The sequence below is a fragment of the Rhodobacter sp. Har01 genome (assembly GCF_020564565.1).
Lineage (GTDB): Bacteria > Pseudomonadota > Alphaproteobacteria > Rhodobacterales > Rhodobacteraceae > Pseudogemmobacter.
This window is the reverse complement of record NZ_JAJCTD010000001.1, coordinates 1,017,523-1,034,361: the sequence shown is the minus strand read 5'-3', so window position 1 is coordinate 1,034,361 and position 16,839 is coordinate 1,017,523. Positions and strand designations below refer to the sequence as shown.

The window sequence follows — 16,839 nt, the reverse complement described above, 5'->3', positions numbered from 1 at the left end:
CCGCACTGCGGAGGGGGTGATGGAGCCGAAGCCAGTCGATCAACTGACCATGGACGAGGCTCTGGCGGACCTGGCCGACCTTGCCGCGCGCATCGCCGCGGCGAACGAGGCCTATCACACCCGCGACGCCCCCGAGATCTCGGATGCCGAATATGACGCGCTGAAGCTGCGGAACGCCGAGATCGAGGCCCGGTTTCCGGCGCTGAAGCGGGCCGACAGCCCTTCGGACGTGGTTGGCGGGGCGGTGGCCGAGGGCTTTGGCAAGGTCGCCCATGCGGTGCGCATGCTCAGCCTGGAAAACGCCTTCGCCGAGGTCGATGTGGCCGATTTCGTCGACCGGGTGCGGAAATACCTGGGGCATGCCGGGCCGCTGCTGTTCACCGCCGAGCCGAAGATCGACGGGCTGTCGCTGTCCTTGCGCTATGAAGCCGGCCGGCTGGTGCAGGCCGCGACGCGGGGCGATGGCGAGGTAGGCGAGAACGTCACCGACAATGCCCTGACCATTGACGACATTCCGGCCCGGGTGGACGGTGCGCCGCAGGTGCTGGAGGTGCGGGGCGAAGTCTACATGTCCCACGCCGACTTTGCCGCGCTGAACGCACGCCAGGCCGCGGCCGGCGACAGGACCTTTGCCAATCCGCGCAACGCCGCCGCCGGGTCGTTGCGCCAGCTGGACGCGACGATTACCGCCGCACGGCCATTGCGCTTTTTCGCCTACAGCTGGGGTCAGCTGTCCGAACCGCTGGCGGCCACGCAGTTCGACGCCATCGCCCGGCTGCGCGCCTTCGGCTTTCAGACCAACCCGCTGACCAGCCTCTGCGATGGCCCCGAGGCGCTGCTGGCACAATATCGCGCCATCGAGGCGCAGCGGGCGACGCTGGGCTATGACATCGACGGCGTGGTTTACAAGGTGAACGACCTTGCCTTGCAACACCGCCTCGGCTTTCGCTCGTCCACCCCGCGCTGGGCGATCGCGCACAAATTCCCTGCCGAACTGGCCTGGACCCGGCTGGAAGCCATCGACATCCAGGTCGGCCGCACCGGCGCCTTGTCACCGGTGGCGCGGCTGACGCCGGTCACGGTGGGCGGCGTGGTGGTCAGCAATGCCACCTTGCACAACGAGGATTACATCGCCGGCCGCGACTCCCGCGGCAACACGATCCGGCCCGACGAAAACGGAAAGTCCAAGGACATCCGCATCGGCGACTGGGTGCAGGTCTACCGCGCCGGCGACGTGATCCCCAAGGTCGCCGACGTGGACCTGTCGCAACGCCCCGAGGGGGCCTTTCCCTTCGTCTTTCCGCAGGTCTGCCCGGAATGCGGCAGCCCCGCCCATCGCGAGGAGGGCGACGCCGTCCGCCGCTGCACCGGCGGGCTGATCTGCCCGGCGCAGGGCATCGAGCGGCTGAAGCACTTCGTCTCGCGCGGGGCCTTCGACATCGACGGCCTGGGGGCAAAGCAGATCGAGATGTTCTTCGCCGACCCGGACCTGCCGGTTAAGACCCCCGCAGACGTCTTCACCCTTGCCGCAAGAGATTCCGCCAACCCACTGAAGAAGCTGAAAAACCGGGACGGCTATGGCGAAACCTCGGTGGCCAAGCTGTTTGCGGCCATCGAGGCCAGGCGGACCATCCCGCTGGATCGCCTGATCTTCGCCCTGGGCATTCGCCACGCCGGCGAGGCCGCCGCGGGCCTGCTTGCCCGGCACTATGGCACCTGGGGCGCCTTCGAGGCCGCGATGACCACCGCCGAACCCGGCAACGTCGCTTGGGCCGAACTGACCGCCATCGACGGCGTGGGCGAGACTCTGGCCACCAGCCTGACCGAGGCCTTCCGCAACCCCGCCGAACGCGTGGCCATCGACGCCCTGGTCGCCCAGCTGACCGTCCTGCCGGTCGCCGCTGCCGCCAGCGACAGCCCGGTCGCCGGCCAGACCATCGTCTTCACCGGCACGCTGGAGCGGATGACCCGGGCCGAGGCAAAGGCCCGGGCCGAGGCCTTGGGTGCGAAGGTCGCGGGGTCCGTCAGTGCGAAGACCGACCTTGTCATCGCCGGCCCCGGCGCAGGGTCAAAGGCCAAGGAGGCCGAGAAGCTGGGTATCAAGATCATCGACGAGGACGCCTGGCTCGCCCTCATCGGGCAAGCATGAGCCGCCCGGAAATCCTGTTCCCGCTCTTCGCCGAGCTGGAAACGCTCGACGGGGTCGGCGAGAAGACCGCGCGGGCTTTCGAGGCGCTGGAGGTCCGCCGCCCGAAGGACCTGCTGTTCCTGTTGCCGAGTTCCGGCACCGACCGCACCCGACGGGCCAGCGTGCGCGACGTGACCCCGCCGGCGACGCTGACGGTCGAGGTCGAGGTGGGCAGCCACGTTCCGGCGCGAAAGAAGGGCGGCCCCTACCGGGTGAACGTGCGCGACGCGCGGCTGGACTGGGCGCTGGTCTTCTTTCATGCCCGCGGCGACTATCTGCAGACCCTGCTGCCCACCGGCCAGCGCCGGCTGGTCAGCGGCAAGGTCGAGTTGTTCGATGGCCTGGCGCAGATGGTCCATCCCGACCATGTGCTGCGCCCCGAAGAGGCGGGCGATTTGCCGGCCTATGAGCCGGTCTATCCTCTGACCGCGGGGGTGACGCAGAAGCTGATCCAGAAGGCGGTGGCCGGGGCGCTGATCCGGGCGCCGGTGCTGCCGGAGTGGATCGATCCGGCACTGAAGGCGCGCGAGGGTTGGCCCGACTGGCGCGAGGCGGTGGCCGCGGCGCATGCGCCGAAGGATGCCGCCGGGGTGGCGCATACGCATCCGGCCCGGCAGCGGCTGGCCTATGACGAATTGTTCGCCCATCAGCTGACCTTGTCGCTGGCGCGGCAGAAGATGCGGCGGGGCAAGGGGATTTCCAGCACCGGCACCGGCGCCTTGCAGCGCAAGGTGCTGGGGAGCCTGCCCTATGCCCCGACGGCGGCGCAGGAGCGGGCGGTGCAGGAGATCGCCGCCGACATGGCCTCGGGCCTGCGGATGAACCGCCTGCTGCAGGGCGACGTCGGCGCCGGCAAGACCCTGGTCGCCTTTCTGGCGCTGCTGGTCGCGGTGGAATCGGGCGGGCAGGGCGTGCTGATGGCCCCGACCGAGATTCTGGCCCGCCAGCACCTGGAGGCGCTGCAGCCCCTCGCCGCCGCCGCCGGGGTGCGGGTGGACATCCTGACCGGCCGCGACAAGGGGGCGGAGCGTGCGGCGAAGCTGGCCGACCTGGCCGCGGGGCGGATCGACATTCTTCTCGGCACCCATGCGGTGTTCCAGAAGGGCGTGGAGTTTCAAGACCTTCGCCTGGCGGTGGTGGACGAACAGCACCGCTTCGGCGTGGCGCAGCGGATGGAGCTGGGCGCCAAGGGGCAGGCGGCCGACGTGCTGGTGATGACGGCGACGCCGATCCCGCGCAGCCTGGCACTGGCCAGTTATGGCGACATGGATGTCTCGGTTCTGGACGAGAAGCCGGCGGGCCGCAAGCCGATCAAGACCGCGCTGGTCTCGGCGGCGCGCAGCGACGAAGTGGTCGACCACCTCCGCCGCGCCATTGCCGAGGGGCGGCAGGCCTATTGGGTTTGCCCGCTGGTCGAGGAAAGCGAGGTGGTCGACCTCGCCTCGGCGGTGGAACGCTTCCAGCACCTGCGCGCGGCCCTGGGAGAGGGGCGGGTCGGGCTGGTGCACGGCCAGATGCCGCCCGCCGAAAAGGACGCCGCGATGGCGCGCTTCGTGGCCGGGGAAACCGCCGTGCTGGTGGCGACGACGGTGATCGAGGTCGGGGTGAACGTGCCCAATGCGACAATCATCGTCATTGAACGGGCCGAGATCTTCGGTCTGGCGCAGTTGCATCAGATGCGCGGCCGGGTCGGGCGGGGCACGCAAGGTTCGACCTGTCTGCTGATGTACCAGCCGCCGCTGACCGAAGGCGGCGAGCGGCGGCTGAAGACGATCCGCGACACCGAGGACGGCTTTCGCATTGCCGAGGAAGACCTGGCGATGCGCGGGGCGGGCGACCTGATCGGCACCGCGCAGAGCGGCCTGCCGAAGTTCCGGGTGGCCGATCTGGAACGGCAGTCGGCGCTGATGGCGGTGGCGCAGATGGACGCGCGGGCGCTGCTGGCCGCCGATCCGGCGCTGGAAGGCCCGCGCGGCAAGGCGGCGCGGCTGCTGCTGTGGCTCTTGGATCAGGACCGGGCGATAAGGCTGATCTCAGTAGGGTAGCGGCCGGCGACTCGGCTGTTCACGGCGTGTCCTCAAATGTTCTTAAAAAGTTCTTTACGAATCGTTCGCGTCATGAGAACAATACGGCAACACGAACAGGGAGTGCCGACCATGATCGCCCGACTCAAGACCTTGCGTGCCGATGCCTCGCTGGCCGAGGATCTGCTGGGCGTGGCTCTGCTGTTCGTCGTGCTGTTTGCGGCGCTTGCCCTGCCCGGCGCCGTCTGACCCTTTCTGCCTGCGGTCTGTCCCCAAGGCCCGCGCAACCCGCCTGTCCCCTTTGCGGTTGCCCGTCGCGCGCCTCAGACACGCTCCTGCCGCCGCCACCCCATCGGGTGCGCGGCGGTTTTTTTATCCGGGGTTCAGGCGGCCTGTTCGGCCTGGGCAAAGGCGTCACAGACCGCCTCAAGCGCAAGCAGGATCGAGGCGTGGCGATTGCGATAATCCCGCGCCGGCAGCAGCACCTCATAGCCGTCGAAGGGCGCCGCCGGCACCGGCCCGCCGGCCTGAAGCATGGCGCGCAGGGCGTCGCGTGCGGCCTCAAGCTCGGCCAGGCTTCGCCCCAGCACCGCGCGCCCCAGCACGGCGGCCGAAGCCTGCCCCAGGGCGCAGGCCTTCACGTCCTGCGCGAATTCGGCCACCCGGCCGCCGCGCAGGACCACATCCGCGGTGACGGTGGATCCGCAGAGCGGCGAGCGTTTCCGCGCCGTTCCCTGCGGCGAGGGCAGCCGGCCCAGATGCGGGATATCGGCGGCCAGGGCCAGGATGCGGCCCGAATACAGCTTGACGAGATCGGCGTCGCTCATCCCTTGCCCTCCTGCGGCCCCCTATGTAATGCCGCAAACCAGCCCCGCCAAGGAGAACCGCCATGGCCTTCGATCCGGCAAGCCTGAGGTATGATGCCGACGGCCTGATTCCCTGCATCGCGCAGGACCACGCCAGCGGCGAGGTGCTGATGCTGGCCTGGATGAACGCCGCCGCGGTGGCGCGGACGCTGGAGACCGGGCGCGTCACCTACTGGAGCCGCTCGCGGGCCGAGTTCTGGGTGAAGGGCGAGACCTCGGGGCACGTCCAGCGGCTGATCGAGTTGCGGCTGGACTGCGACCGCGATTGCCTGCTGGCGCTGGTCGAACAGCAAGGCCCGGCCTGCCACACCAACCGCCGGTCGTGTTTCTATACGGCGGTGCGTGAGGGGGCAGAGGTCATCCTGTCCCAGCCGATGTGAGGCCGACCATCCGCCGGATATCGGCGGGTGTCGCGCCCTCGGCGCGGTATTTCGACAGCGCGCGGGCGTCGTCCCGCTTGGCCAGCCGCTTTCCGGCCGCGTCGCGGATCAGGCGGTGGTGGTGGTACAGCGGGGTCGGCAGGCCCAGAAGGCCCTGAAGAACCACGTGAATCGCTGTCGCCCCGAACAGGTCCTCGCCGCGGGTGACTTCGGTGATCCCTTGGGCCGCATCATCCACCACCACGGCCAGATGATACGACGTGCCGATGTCGCGGCGCGCCAGGACGACGTCTCCGACGTCACGGCACAGGGTCTGGGCGTCGTAGCGCCACAGCCCTGGCCGGGTGCCGGTCTCGGTGAACGCCACCGCGCCCAACCGCGCCATCGCGGCGCCCATGTTCATCCGCACCGCGCCCGTCGCATGGCCCTTGTCCCGGCAGGTGCCGGGATAGACCGGCCCGTCGGGCCCGATCACGCCTTCCTGCGGTGCCGAGAGGGCCGCGCGGATGTCGCCGCGGGTGCAGGTGCAATGGTAGGTCAGGCCCTCGGCCTGCAGCTGCGCCAGCGCGGCCTGATAGGCGGGCAGGCGGTCGGACTGCCGCATCACCGGGGTTTCCCAAGCCAGGCCCAGCCAGGCCAGGTCGTCAAAGATCGCTGCTTCCCACTCCGGGCGCGACCGCGCGCAGTCGATGTCCTCGATCCGCAGCAGGAACCGGTCGCCCCGTGCCGCCGCCACCAACGCCGCATAGGCATGGCCAAGGTGCAGGGGACCGGTCGGCGAGGGCGCGAAGCGGGTTACCCGAGCCATGCGAGGAAGGCGTCCTTCGCCCGGTCGGTATAGGCCTTGTAGCGGTCCTTGCGGCCCTTGCGTCCGCCCCTGGCGTCGATCGGGGGGAAGAGGCCGAAGTTCACGTTCATCGGCTGGAAGGTCTTCGCCTCGGCCCCGCCGGTGATGTGGGTCACCAAGGCGCCCATGGCGGTTTCCGGCGGCGGCGGTGGCAGGGTTCGGCCAAGGATCTCGCTTGCGGCCATCCGCCCCGCCAAAAGGCCCATGGCCGCGCTTTCGACATAGCCCTCGACGCCGGTGATCTGGCCGGCAAAGCGGAGGTTCAGGCGCGACCGCAGCCGCATCTGCGCGTCGAGCAGCGTGGGCGCGTTGAGGAAGGTGTTGCGGTGGATCCCGCCCAGACGCGCGAAACTGGCGCCCTCAAGGCCAGGAATCAGCCTGAAAACATCAACTTGCGCGCCGTATTTCATCTTGGTCTGGAAGCCGACGATGTTGTAGAGCGTGCCCAGCTTGTTGTCGCGGCGCAGTTGCACCACGGCATAGGGCTTCTGGTCCGGCTTGTGGGCGTTGGTCAGCCCGACCGGCTTCATCGGCCCGTGGCGCAGGGTTTCGCGGCCGCGCTCGGCCATCACTTCGATGGGCAGGCAGCCGTCGAAATAGCCTGCCGTCTCACCCTCGTGGAAGGTGGTCTTTTCGGCGGCCATCAAGGCGTCAATGAAGGCCTCATACTGCGGCTTGTCCATCGGGCAGTTCATGTAGGCGGTCTGCTCGGCAACCGTCTCGCCCTTGTCGTAGCGGCTTTGCATCCAGGCCACCGACATGTCGACGCTGTCGGCATAGACGATGGGGGCGATGGCGTCGAAGAAGGCCAATGCCTCGGCGCCGGTTTCGGCGCGAAGGCTTTCGGCCAGCGCGCTGCTGGTCAGCGGTCCGGTGGCGATGATCCAGTGCCCTTCTGAGGGAAGCTCTGTAACCTCTTCCTCTACAACGGAAACCAGCGGATGCGAGCGCAGCCGTTCGGTGACGCTTTCGGCAAAGGGATCGCGGTCCACCGCCAGCGCGCCGCCTGCCGGCAGCCGGTGCCGGGCAGCCATTTCCATGGTAAGGCCGCCCGCCGCCCGCATTTCCCAATGCAGCAGGCCTACGGCGTTGCGTTCGTCATCGTCGGACCGGAACGAGTTGGAACAGACCATCTCGGCGAACAGCCCGGTGCGGTGGGCGAAGGTGCCGACGCGGGGCCGCATCTCGTGGATCACCACCGGCACGCCCAGGCGCACGGCGGCCCAGGCGGCCTCGGACCCGGCCATGCCGCCGCCGATGATGTGAAGGGATTCCATGCCGGCGATGTATCGCCCGGGCCCCGCCAGTTCAACCGTCAGATCAGGGCGATGCGTTCGCGCTGGGTTGCGTCGGGGTAGGGGCGGTAAAGGCCGACGTCGGCCTGCGCGATCATGCCGTGCATCTGGTCGTAGCGCCGCGTCGCTTCGTCATCCGCCTTTGCCAGGACAGAGAACGCCGTGTCCAGCGTGGCCAGATTTGGCAGTTCGACCTCAAGCAGGAAGTCGGTGTGCACGCCGGAGCCAAGGCCGAACTTGCGGCGCAGAAGCTGCCAGCCGGTGATGAGACCCTGCGCCTGGAGGTATTCCATCCAGTGCGAGCAAGCCTGGGCGAAGACCAGAGCCCGCGCCTCGGGGCGAAGTTCGATCAAGCAGTGATAGAGGTTCATCCGGGTCCTCCTTTGCGGACCGAATCAAACCACGGACAGGTTTCCAGACGCTTAACCGCAGCCGCATCCCGGCCCCCGGGGCCGCGGGGTGCGTTCCCCCGGCCCCGCGGCGGGGAGGCTAGAACAACCCGCGCCGGAACAGGACATCCACCGGCTGCGGCGTGTCGAAGGCGTGGTCGGCGACCGGATCGCCGCTACCCGAACCGCCGAAGGTCCAGCTTACGCCCAGTTCCAGCCGCGTGTCGGACGGCGCTCCGTTGCGCCCCGACAGCCCGTCCTGCACCACCGCCAGCGTCACCTGGGTTGCCCCGGCCACCCGGTAGCGGACCCCGGCGCGCACCTCGTGCGCAAGGGCGCGGAAGGCGGTTTCGTCGAATTCCGTCAGCATGACGCCGCCGTAGATCCGCAACCTGTCGCTGACATCATGCGAAAGCCCTGCCGAGACGGTCAGCCAATCCAGGTCGGCATTCGACATGCCGGCCCCGGCGCGGGCTTGCACGACGGTGCGGTCGCCAAGCGCCAGCATCCCCGCCACGCCGCCTTCGACGGTGGTCACGCTGCGGCCGTCGATGTCGGCGACGCTGGCATAGAAGCCGTATTTGCGGCCGGGTTTCGGCATCAGATACAGATGGGCGTCGACCGAAAGCAGGGCGCCGTCCGGTCGGTCGGCAAAGCCGAGGCCGAACTGCAGGCCATGCGCGCTGCCGATCTTCCAGTCGCCCGACAGGCTGGCAAAGGGCTGCTCGTCGCCATCGACGCCGGCCGAGATCGTGGCCCAGGTCAGGCCCAGGCTGTCGGCCTGGGCGGGCAGGGTCGGGGCAAGGGCAAGCAGAACGGCGGCAAGGGTCAACGGGCGCGACATGGGGCACCAAGGGTCTGGGCCGGGGGGCACCTTCTGAACGCCGAGCCGGAGAGGGTTGGTTCGGAGGCTTCGCCATCCGCCGGGCGCTGGCCCGTTGCCTCTGCTATGCCTGCGAACACCGATTCACGGAAGAGAAACCTTAACTGTCGGTTAACGGCGCTGCCGCCTGCAGCGCCGCCCGCTGGGCCGTGGCAAAGCCCGCCGGATCGTCGCCCGCGCCAAACCGCCCCAGTTCGGCGGCCTTGAGGAAGAACCCCGCTGCAGGCAGTCCCTGGGCCAGCCGTCCGGCGCAGACGGCGGCCCGAAACGGTCGGCCCGCCGCCGCGTCAGCGTCCATCGTCGCCTCAAGCGCGGCCGTCAACTCGCCCATCCGCAGGCCCAGATCGCGCGCCAGCGCGCCATAGGTCACGGTGGCCCCCGCCGCTGCAAGCGCGGCCAGGCGCGCCTCAAGCGGTGTCATCGGCCTCGGTGGCGACGCGGGCGACCGACACCACTTCTTCGTCGGCGCCGACGTTGAACACCCGCACGCCGCCCGCGCTGCGGGACCGGAAGCTGATCTGCTCGACCGGCACCCGGATCGACTGGCCGGTCGAGGTGGCCAGCATGATCTGGTCCGGCAACTCGACCGGGAAGCTGGCGACGATGCGCCCGCCGCGCGGCCCCGGCGAGATCGCCTTGACGCCCATGCCGCCGCGCCCGCGCACCGGATAATCGTGGCTGGACGACAGCTTGCCCGACCCGCCCGCGGTGATGGTCAGGATCAGGTCTTCCGCCGCCGACATCTCGGCATAGCGATCGGGCGACAGCTGGCCGGCCGCGACGGTCTCTTCCTCGTCGTCGGCCTCGTCCTCGGTCACGCCGGCCACAAGGCGGCGCTGCTTGAGATAGGCCTCGCGCTCTTCCGGGGTGGCCTCGAAGTGGCGGATGATCGACATGCTGACCACACGGTCTCCGCCACCCAGGCGGATGCCGCGCACGCCGGTGCTGCCGCGCGACTTGAACACGCGGATTTCCGTCGTGGGGAAACGGATGGCGCGGCCCAGGTGGGTGACCAGCATGACATCGTCATTCTCATCCGCGATGGCGGCGTTCACCAGGCTGACGCCCTCGGGCAGTTTCATCGCGATCTTGCCGTTGCGCATGACGTTGGTGAAGTCGGAAAGGTCGTTCTGCCGCACGTCGCCGTCACTGGTGGCAAAGACGATCTGCAGGTTGGCCCAGTCTTCTTCCGGCACATCCACCGGCATCAGCGCGGCGATGGAAATGCCCGTCTCGATCGGCAGGATGTTGACCATGGCCTTGCCCTTGGCGGTGCGGCCGGCCAGCGGCAGGCGCCAGGTCTTCAGCTTGTAGACCATGCCATCGGTTGTGAAGAACAACAGCCAAGTGTGCGTATTGGAGACGAAAAGCGTCGTCACCACATCGTCTTCCTTGGTCTGCATCGAGGCCAGGCCCTTGCCGCCGCGGTTCTGGCTGCGGAACTCGGCCAGGGGGGTGCGCTTGATATAGCCGCCCGATGTGATGGTAACGACCATCTCTTCGCGCTCGATCAGGTCCTCGTCGTCAAGATCGCCTTCCCAATCGACGATCTCGGTCCGGCGCGGCACGGCGAACAGCGCCTTCACCTCGGCCAGTTCGGCCGAGATGATCGCCATGATGCGGTCGCGCGAGCCGAGAATCTCAAGGTAATCCTTGATCTTGCCGGCCAGTTCCTCCAGCTCGTCGGTGATTTCCTTGACGCCCATCGCGGTCAGCCGCTGCAACCGCAAGTCCAGAATGGCGCGGGCCTGGGCCTCGGACAGGTTGTAGGTGCCGTCCTCGTTGATCGGGTGGGTGGGGTCGTCGATCAGCCGGATGTAGGGCGCGATGTCATGCGCCGGCCAACGCCGCGTCATCAGGCGGTCACGCGCCTCGGCCGGGTCGGCGGAGGAGCGGATGGTGGCCACCACCTCGTCCACGTTCGACACCGCCACCGCCAGACCGCAGAGGATATGGCTGCGCTCGCGTGCGCGGCGCAATTCATGGGCCGTGCGGCGGGCCACCACTTCCTCACGGAAGGTAATGAAATGGCTTAGGAAATCACGCAGGGTCAGGGTTTCCGGCCGGCCGCCGTTCAGGGCCAGCATGTTGCAGCCGAAGCTGATCTGCATCGGCGTGAAGCGGAACAACTGGTTCAGCACAACGTCCGGCGTGGCGTCGCGCTTCAGTTCGATCACCACCCGCACGCCGATGCGGTCGCTTTCGTCGGCAACGTTCGAGATGCCCTCGATCCGCTTTTCGCGCACCATCTCGGCGATCTTCTCGATCATCGAGGCCTTGTTCACCTGATAAGGCACGTCGTCCAGGACGATGGCCCAGCGGTCCTTGCGAATCTCTTCGATGTGCGTGCGGGCGCGGATGATCACGCTGCCGCGGCCTTCGAGATAGGCCTTGCGGGCGCCCGAGCGGCCCAGGATCAGCGCGCCGGTGGGAAAGTCCGGCGCCGGGATGATCTCCATCAGCGCCTCCATGCTGATGTCGGGGTTGGCGATCAGGGCCAGGGTGGCGTCGATGACTTCGCCCAGATTGTGCGGTGGGATATTGGTCGCCATGCCGACCGCAATGCCACCCGCGCCGTTGACCAGCATGTTGGGGAATCGCGCCGGCAGGACGGTGGGTTCGCGGTCCTTGCCGTCATAGTTGTCCTGAAAATCGACGGTGTCCTTGTCGATGTCGGCCAGCAGAAAGGCCGCCGGCTTGTCCATCCGCACTTCGGTATAGCGCATTGCCGCGGCGGTATCGCCGTCCATGCTGCCGAAGTTGCCCTGACCATCCAGCAGCTTGAGCGACATCGAGAACGGCTGTGCCATGCGCACCAGCGCGTCATAGATCGCGCTGTCGCCGTGGGGGTGGTATTTCCCCATGGTGTCGCCGACCGGCCGGGCCGACTTGCGATAGGGTTTGTCGTGGGTGTTTCCGGTCTCGCTCATTGCAAACAGGATGCGCCGGTGCACCGGCTTCAGCCCGTCGCGCAGGTCGGGGATGGCGCGGCTGACGATCACGCTCATCGCATAGTCGAGATAGGCCGTCCGCATCTCTTGCGCGATGTCGACCTGGGGGCCGTGGTAGGCCGGCCGCTCGGGCGTTTCGCCCTTGTTTTCAGTGTCTTCCGGGGTATCGACCACGATCTGCCTTGTCTGCCCGCAAAGGGCCCAGATTTTGTTGGTTGCAGGTTACACCATACCGCAGATGGGGTGCAATGGCAGGGGAGGCGCCTTTGTCCGCGGCTCGCCCCTTGCGGCGGCGCGGCGCCGCCGGTAGGACGCCGCGGCGATGACCGATGCCCTGCGCCCGCCCGCCCCCCGCGCCCTGACCACAGTCGAAGACCTGGTGCGCAAGGGCCTGGCCAAGGCCGCCGACCGCGGCGCCCTGACGGCGGTCGCGGCGGCCTTCCGCATCCGCATTCCCCCGGCCCTGCCGCTGGACAGCGCCGGCGTGCGGGCGCAGATCGTGCCCTCCTCCGCCGAACTGGACATCCGCCCCGAAGAGCGCATCGACCCGATCGGCGACGACGCCCACCGCCCGGTGCCCGGCTTGACCCACCGCTACCCCGACCGCGCCATCCTGCACGCCACGCAAACCTGCGAGGTCTACTGCCGCTTCTGCTTTCGTCGCGAAAAGGTGGGCGACACCGGCGCCCTGTCCGATGCCGACTTCGCCTCGGCGCTGGCTTACCTGCGGGCCAGCCCGCAGATCCGCGAGGTGATCTTCACCGGCGGCGACCCGCTGACCCTATCGCCCCGGCGGCTGTCGGCGATGTTGCGCGCGCTGGAAGCGATCCCCGCGCTTGAGGTGATCCGCTTCCACAGCCGCATTCCGGTCGTGGCCCCCGAAAAGGTGACCGAGGCACTGGTCGCGGCGCTGGACGGCCGGCTGCCGGTCTGGCTGGTGATCCACATCAACCACCCCGACGAGATCACGCCCGAGGCCGCCGCCGCCCTGCGCCGGCTGACCCGCGCCGGCATTCCGCTGTTGTCGCAGACGGTGCTGCTGAAGGGCGTGAACGCCGATGCCGATACGCTGGAAGCGCTGTTTCGCAAGCTGATCGCGCAGCGGGTCAAGCCCTACTACCTGCACCACCCCGACCTTGCCAAAGGCACCGGCCACTTCCGTCTGCCGCTGGCGGAAGGCCAGGCGATCATGGCGGCCCTGCGCGGCCGCCTGTCGGGCATCGCCCAGCCGACCTATGTGCTGGATATTCCCGGCGGCCACGGCAAGGTGCCGGTGGGGCCTGACTACCTGGAACCTGACGGGCAGGGCGGCTGGATCGTGACCGACCCGAACCGCAACCGTCACAGCTACAAGGACCTCTAGCCCTTCCTCTCTGGACAAGTATCCCACGGGGGTCCGGGGGTGTGAAACCCCCGGCCGCGGCCGGTCACTTGGCCCGCGTGGGCCGGTCAAACACCTTGCGGCCCATGATCGAGCCGACCAGATCGACCATCAGCCGCGCCGTCATGCCACGGTCGTCGAGAAAGGGGTTCAGTTCCACCAGGTCCAGGCTGCTGACAAGGCCGCTGTCGTGCAAGAGCTCGGCCACCAGATGCGCCTCGCGGAAGGTCGTCCCCCCCGGCACCGTGGTGCCGACACCCGGCGCGATGGAGGGGTCGAGGAAATCGACGTCCAGGCTGACGTGCAGCATTCCGCCCGCCGCGCGGCAGGCGGCAAGGAACTCGCGCAGCGGCGCGCCGATGCCGCGTTCGTCGATCACCCGCATGTCGTTGATGGCGATGTCGCGTTCCAGCATTGCCGCCTGTTCCGCCGGATCGACCGAGCGGATGCCGAACATGCAGATGCGCGGGGCGGGCACCGGGGCAGGAAACGGCGGAAAGGCGTCGAACCCCTCGCGGCCCGCAATATAGGCCAGCGGCGTGCCGTGCAGGTTTCCGCTGGTGCTGGTCAGCGGGGTGTGAAAGTCGGAATGCGCGTCCAGCCACAGCAGGAACAGCGGCCGGCCCTGGCGTTCGGCAAAGGCCGCCGCCCCGGCGGCCGAGCCCAGCGCCAGCGAATGGTCGCCGCCCAGGATGATCGGCAGGCCGCCCTGCGACAGGGCATCGTCCACCCGGTCCATCAGCACCTCGGTCCAGCCCACCGTCTCGGCCAGGGAATGCACCACCGGGTTGGCGCAGGTCACGGGCCGCAGCGCGGGCAGCGCCAGATCGCCCCAGTCCTCGACCCCGTGCCCCTCGGCGGCAATGGCCTGGGCAAGGCCCGCCACGCGATAGGCGGCCGGGCCCATCAGGCAGCCGGGGCGCCGTTGCCCGCTGTCGATGGGCGCGCCGATCAGGATGCATCTGGCCATGGGGTCCTCCGTGCCGTTCCGGACGACTATACCGGCCCGACCGGCCCCTACCACCCCCAGAGCCGCAAAAGCCGCCAGCCGAATGCACATTGACGCGACCCACGCACGCGGCCCATTGGAAGCGCGCGCCGCGCCCACTAGGATGCAGGGTGCCGCAAGGGAGAGACCGCTCAGATGATCGTAGAACTTGGCCACTATGCCCTGATCCTGGCCCTGATGGTGGCGCTGGTGCAGTCCATTCTGCCGCTCTACGGCGCGCAGGCGCGCAATCCGGCGCTGATGGGGCTGGCGGTGCCCGCCGCGGTGACCCAGTTGGCGCTGGTCGCGTTTTCCTTCGGGGTGCTGACCTGGGCCTTCGTGAAGTCCGATTTCTCGCTTGCCGTGGTCACGGCGAACAGCCACACGCTGAAGCCGATGCTCTACAAGGTCACCGGCGTCTGGGGCAACCACGAGGGCTCGTTGCACCTGTGGGTGCTGATCCTGGCACTGTTCGGAGCCGCCGTCGCGGTGTTCGGGGCGAACCTTCCGGCCGCGCTGCGCGCCCGGGTGATCGGCGTGCAGGGCGCGATCGGGGTGGCCTTCCTGGCCTTCCTGATCTTCACCTCGAACCCGTTCTGGCGCCTGGCCGAGCCGCCCTTGAACGGCGCCGACCTGAACCCGCTCTTGCAGGACCCCGGCCTGGCCTTCCATCCGCCGTTTCTCTACCTTGGCTATGTCGGCCTTTCGATGGCCTTCTCCTTTGCCGTTGCGGCCCTGATCGAGGGCCGGGTGGACGCCGCCTGGGCCCGCTGGGTGCGGCCCTGGACGCTGACCGCCTGGGTGTTCCTGACCATCGGCATCGTGCTGGGGTCCTGGTGGGCCTATTACGAACTGGGCTGGGGCGGGTTCTGGTTCTGGGACCCGGTCGAGAACGCCAGCTTCATGCCCTGGCTCCTGGCCGCCGCCCTGCTGCACTGCGCCATCGTGGTGGAAAAGCGCGAGGCGCTGAAAAGCTGGACCATCCTGCTGGCCATCCTCGCCTTCGGCTTTTCGCTGATCGGCACCTTCATCGTGCGCTCGGGCGTCATCACTTCGGTCCATTCCTTCGCGTCGGACCCCGCCCGCGGGGTGTTCATCCTGGCGATCCTTGGCTTCTTCACCGGCGGTGCATTGCTGCTGTTCGCGCTGCGCGCCAGCGCGATGGAGTCGAAGGGCTTGTTCGGCATGGTCAGCCGCGAGGGCGCCCTGGTGGCCAACAACATCCTTCTCGCCGTCTCGGCCTTCGTGGTCTTCATCGGCACCATCTGGCCCCTGATCGCGGAAATCGTGATGGGCCGCACCGTTTCGGTGGGCGAGCCCTTCTTCAACGCCGCCTTCACGCCCTTTGCCGTGGCCCTGGCCGTGATCCTGCCGCCCGGGGCGATGCTGGCCTGGAAGCGCGGCAGCCTGAGCCGGTCGCTGCGCAGCCTGGTCCCGGCCGCGGTGCTGGCGCTGGCGCTGGCGGCGCTGGCCTGGGCGATGCAGACCGGCCGCTCGGCCCTGGGGCCGGTGGGGCTGGGCCTTGGCGGCTGGCTGGTCTTCGGGGCGCTGACCGACCTCTGGGCGCGCACCGGGCGCGGGGCGAACCGCCCTGGCCGGTTGATCCGCCTGCCACGGGCCGACTGGGGCAAGGCCACGGCCCATGCCGGCCTTGGGATCGTCATCTTCGCCGTCGCCGCCCTGCATGCCTGGAAGGTCGAGGACATCCGCATCGCCAAGCTGGGAGAGACCTTCCCGCTGGGGTCCTATGAGGTGACCCTCAAGGACGTGCGCCAGGTCGAGGGGCCGAACTACACCTCGACCACCGCCGAAATGCTGGTGACGAAGGACGGCGCGCCGGTCGCCACGCTGTTCCCCGAAAAGCGTGTCTATCCGGTGCAGGCCATGCCCACCACCGAGGCCGCCATCGACCAGGGCCTGTTCCGCGACCTTTACCTGGTGATCGGCGACCCGCAGCAGGGCGGCGGCTGGGCCGTGCGCGGCTATATCGAGCCCTTCGCAAGCTGGCTGTGGACCGGCGCCGCGCTGATGGCGCTGGGCGGGTTCCTCAGCCTGACCGACCGGCGCTACCGGGTGGCCGCCGGGGCGCGCAAGGCATCGGTGCAGGGGGTGCCCGCGGAATGAGCGTGGTTCGCAAGCGGTGGTGGGGTGGAACCCCGGCCTGCATCCTGGCGATCGGTCTGGCGCTGGCAACGCCCGCGCTGGCGGTGCAGCCCGACGAGATCCTGGCCGATCCTGCACTCGAGGCCCGCGCCCGAGACATCAGCCGGCAGATCCGCTGCCCGGTCTGCCAGGGCGAATCGATCGACGATTCCAACGCCACCATCAGCCGCGACCTGCGCATCATCCTGCGCGAGCGGCTGGTGGCCGGGGACAGCGACGACCAGGTGATCGACTTTCTTGTCGCCCGCTATGGCGAGTTCATCCTTTACAACCCGCGCGCCACCGGGTCGAACCTGATCCTCTGGCTGGCCGGTCCTGCGATGCTGGCCCTTGGCGGCGGCATCGCCTTGGCCGCGTTCCGCCGCAAGACCGCGCCCGAGACCGGGCTGAGCGCCGATGAGGAAGCCCGGCTGAAGGAAATCCTCAAGCGGTGACGCGGCGTTCTGCCTTTCGCGGGGCCTGCGCGGGGCTAGACTGCGGGCCG

The 16,839-nt window shown here is 68.7% G+C and carries 14 protein-coding genes; 6 read left to right on the top strand and 8 right to left on the bottom strand.

Going from position 1 to position 16,839, the window contains the following annotated elements:
- Window positions 1-19 precede the first annotated feature (19 nt).
- Together ligA and recG are read left to right on the top strand one after the other, a co-directional pair.
- Window positions 20-2,149, top strand: a complete 2,130-nt coding sequence (gene ligA / locus LHP98_RS04955) for an NAD-dependent DNA ligase LigA (RefSeq protein WP_264473579.1) — start codon at window positions 20-22, stop codon at window positions 2,147-2,149.
- Window positions 2,146-4,233, top strand: coding sequence for an ATP-dependent DNA helicase RecG (gene recG / locus LHP98_RS04950; protein WP_227251362.1), 2,088 nt, complete (start codon window positions 2,146-2,148; stop codon window positions 4,231-4,233). Before ligA ends, recG begins: the two co-directional genes overlap by 4 nt.
- 362 nt (window positions 4,234-4,595) lie before the next feature.
- Here the strand turns inward: recG and LHP98_RS04945 are convergent, their stop codons facing one another.
- Window positions 4,596-5,039, bottom strand: a complete 444-nt coding sequence (locus LHP98_RS04945; RefSeq protein WP_227251361.1) for an iron-sulfur cluster assembly scaffold protein — start codon at window positions 5,037-5,039, stop codon at window positions 4,596-4,598.
- A 62-nt stretch (window positions 5,040-5,101) separates the two neighbouring features.
- Here LHP98_RS04945 and hisI point away from each other — a divergent pair, with 62 nt between their 5' ends.
- Window positions 5,102-5,458 carry a phosphoribosyl-AMP cyclohydrolase gene (gene hisI, locus LHP98_RS04940; RefSeq protein WP_227251360.1) on the top strand — a complete coding sequence of 119 codons (357 nt, stop codon included), beginning with the start codon at window positions 5,102-5,104 and terminating at the stop codon, window positions 5,456-5,458.
- On the opposite strand, the gene gluQRS is transcribed toward hisI, so the two are convergent.
- The 6 genes from gluQRS to gyrA all read right to left on the bottom strand — a co-directional run bounded on the left by gluQRS (window position 5,436) and on the right by gyrA (window position 11,997).
- Window positions 5,436-6,266 (bottom strand): tRNA glutamyl-Q(34) synthetase GluQRS, encoded by an 831-nt coding sequence (gluQRS, locus tag LHP98_RS04935; RefSeq protein ID WP_227251359.1) that lies wholly within the window; start codon window positions 6,264-6,266, stop codon window positions 5,436-5,438. The two genes, hisI and gluQRS, sit on opposite strands and share 23 nt — an antisense overlap.
- Window positions 6,254-7,582, bottom strand: coding sequence for a methylenetetrahydrofolate--tRNA-(uracil(54)-C(5))-methyltransferase (FADH(2)-oxidizing) TrmFO (trmFO, locus tag LHP98_RS04930; RefSeq protein ID WP_227251358.1), 1,329 nt, complete (start codon window positions 7,580-7,582; stop codon window positions 6,254-6,256). The genes gluQRS and trmFO overlap by 13 nt, the downstream gene beginning before the upstream one ends.
- A 38-nt stretch (window positions 7,583-7,620) precedes the next feature.
- A complete protein-coding gene (locus tag LHP98_RS04925; protein WP_227251357.1) occupies window positions 7,621-7,971 on the bottom strand; it encodes a DUF6614 family protein in 351 nt (116 codons plus the stop codon).
- 118 nt (window positions 7,972-8,089) lie between these two features.
- The gene (locus LHP98_RS04920; RefSeq protein WP_227251356.1) at window positions 8,090-8,833 is read right to left on the bottom strand and encodes a hypothetical protein; all 744 of its coding nucleotides are present in this window, start codon (window positions 8,831-8,833) and stop codon (window positions 8,090-8,092) included.
- A 139-nt stretch (window positions 8,834-8,972) separates the two neighbouring features.
- Window positions 8,973-9,293, bottom strand: coding sequence for a hypothetical protein (locus LHP98_RS04915; RefSeq protein ID WP_227251355.1), 321 nt, complete (start codon window positions 9,291-9,293; stop codon window positions 8,973-8,975).
- The gene (gene gyrA, locus LHP98_RS04910; RefSeq protein WP_227251354.1) at window positions 9,280-11,997 is read right to left on the bottom strand and encodes a DNA gyrase subunit A; all 2,718 of its coding nucleotides are present in this window, start codon (window positions 11,995-11,997) and stop codon (window positions 9,280-9,282) included. The genes LHP98_RS04915 and gyrA overlap by 14 nt, the downstream gene beginning before the upstream one ends.
- Window positions 11,998-12,145: 148 nt before the next feature.
- On the opposite strand from gyrA, the gene LHP98_RS04905 reads away from it, so the two are divergent.
- On the top strand, window positions 12,146-13,186 hold the full coding sequence (locus tag LHP98_RS04905; RefSeq protein ID WP_227251353.1) for a lysine-2,3-aminomutase-like protein: 1,041 nt from the start codon (window positions 12,146-12,148) through the stop codon (window positions 13,184-13,186).
- A 64-nt stretch (window positions 13,187-13,250) separates the two neighbouring features.
- On the opposite strand, the gene rocF is transcribed toward LHP98_RS04905, so the two are convergent.
- A complete protein-coding gene (rocF, locus tag LHP98_RS04900) occupies window positions 13,251-14,174 on the bottom strand; it encodes an arginase (protein ID WP_227251352.1) in 924 nt (307 codons plus the stop codon).
- Between the two features lie 174 nt (window positions 14,175-14,348).
- Here rocF and LHP98_RS04895 point away from each other — a divergent pair, with 174 nt between their 5' ends.
- Window positions 14,349-16,316, top strand: a complete 1,968-nt coding sequence (locus LHP98_RS04895) for a heme lyase CcmF/NrfE family subunit (protein ID WP_227251351.1) — start codon at window positions 14,349-14,351, stop codon at window positions 16,314-16,316.
- Window positions 16,313-16,789, top strand: a complete 477-nt coding sequence (locus LHP98_RS04890; RefSeq protein ID WP_227251350.1) for a cytochrome c-type biogenesis protein CcmH — start codon at window positions 16,313-16,315, stop codon at window positions 16,787-16,789. Before LHP98_RS04895 ends, LHP98_RS04890 begins: the two co-directional genes overlap by 4 nt.
- The last annotated feature ends 50 nt before the right edge of the window (window positions 16,790-16,839 follow it).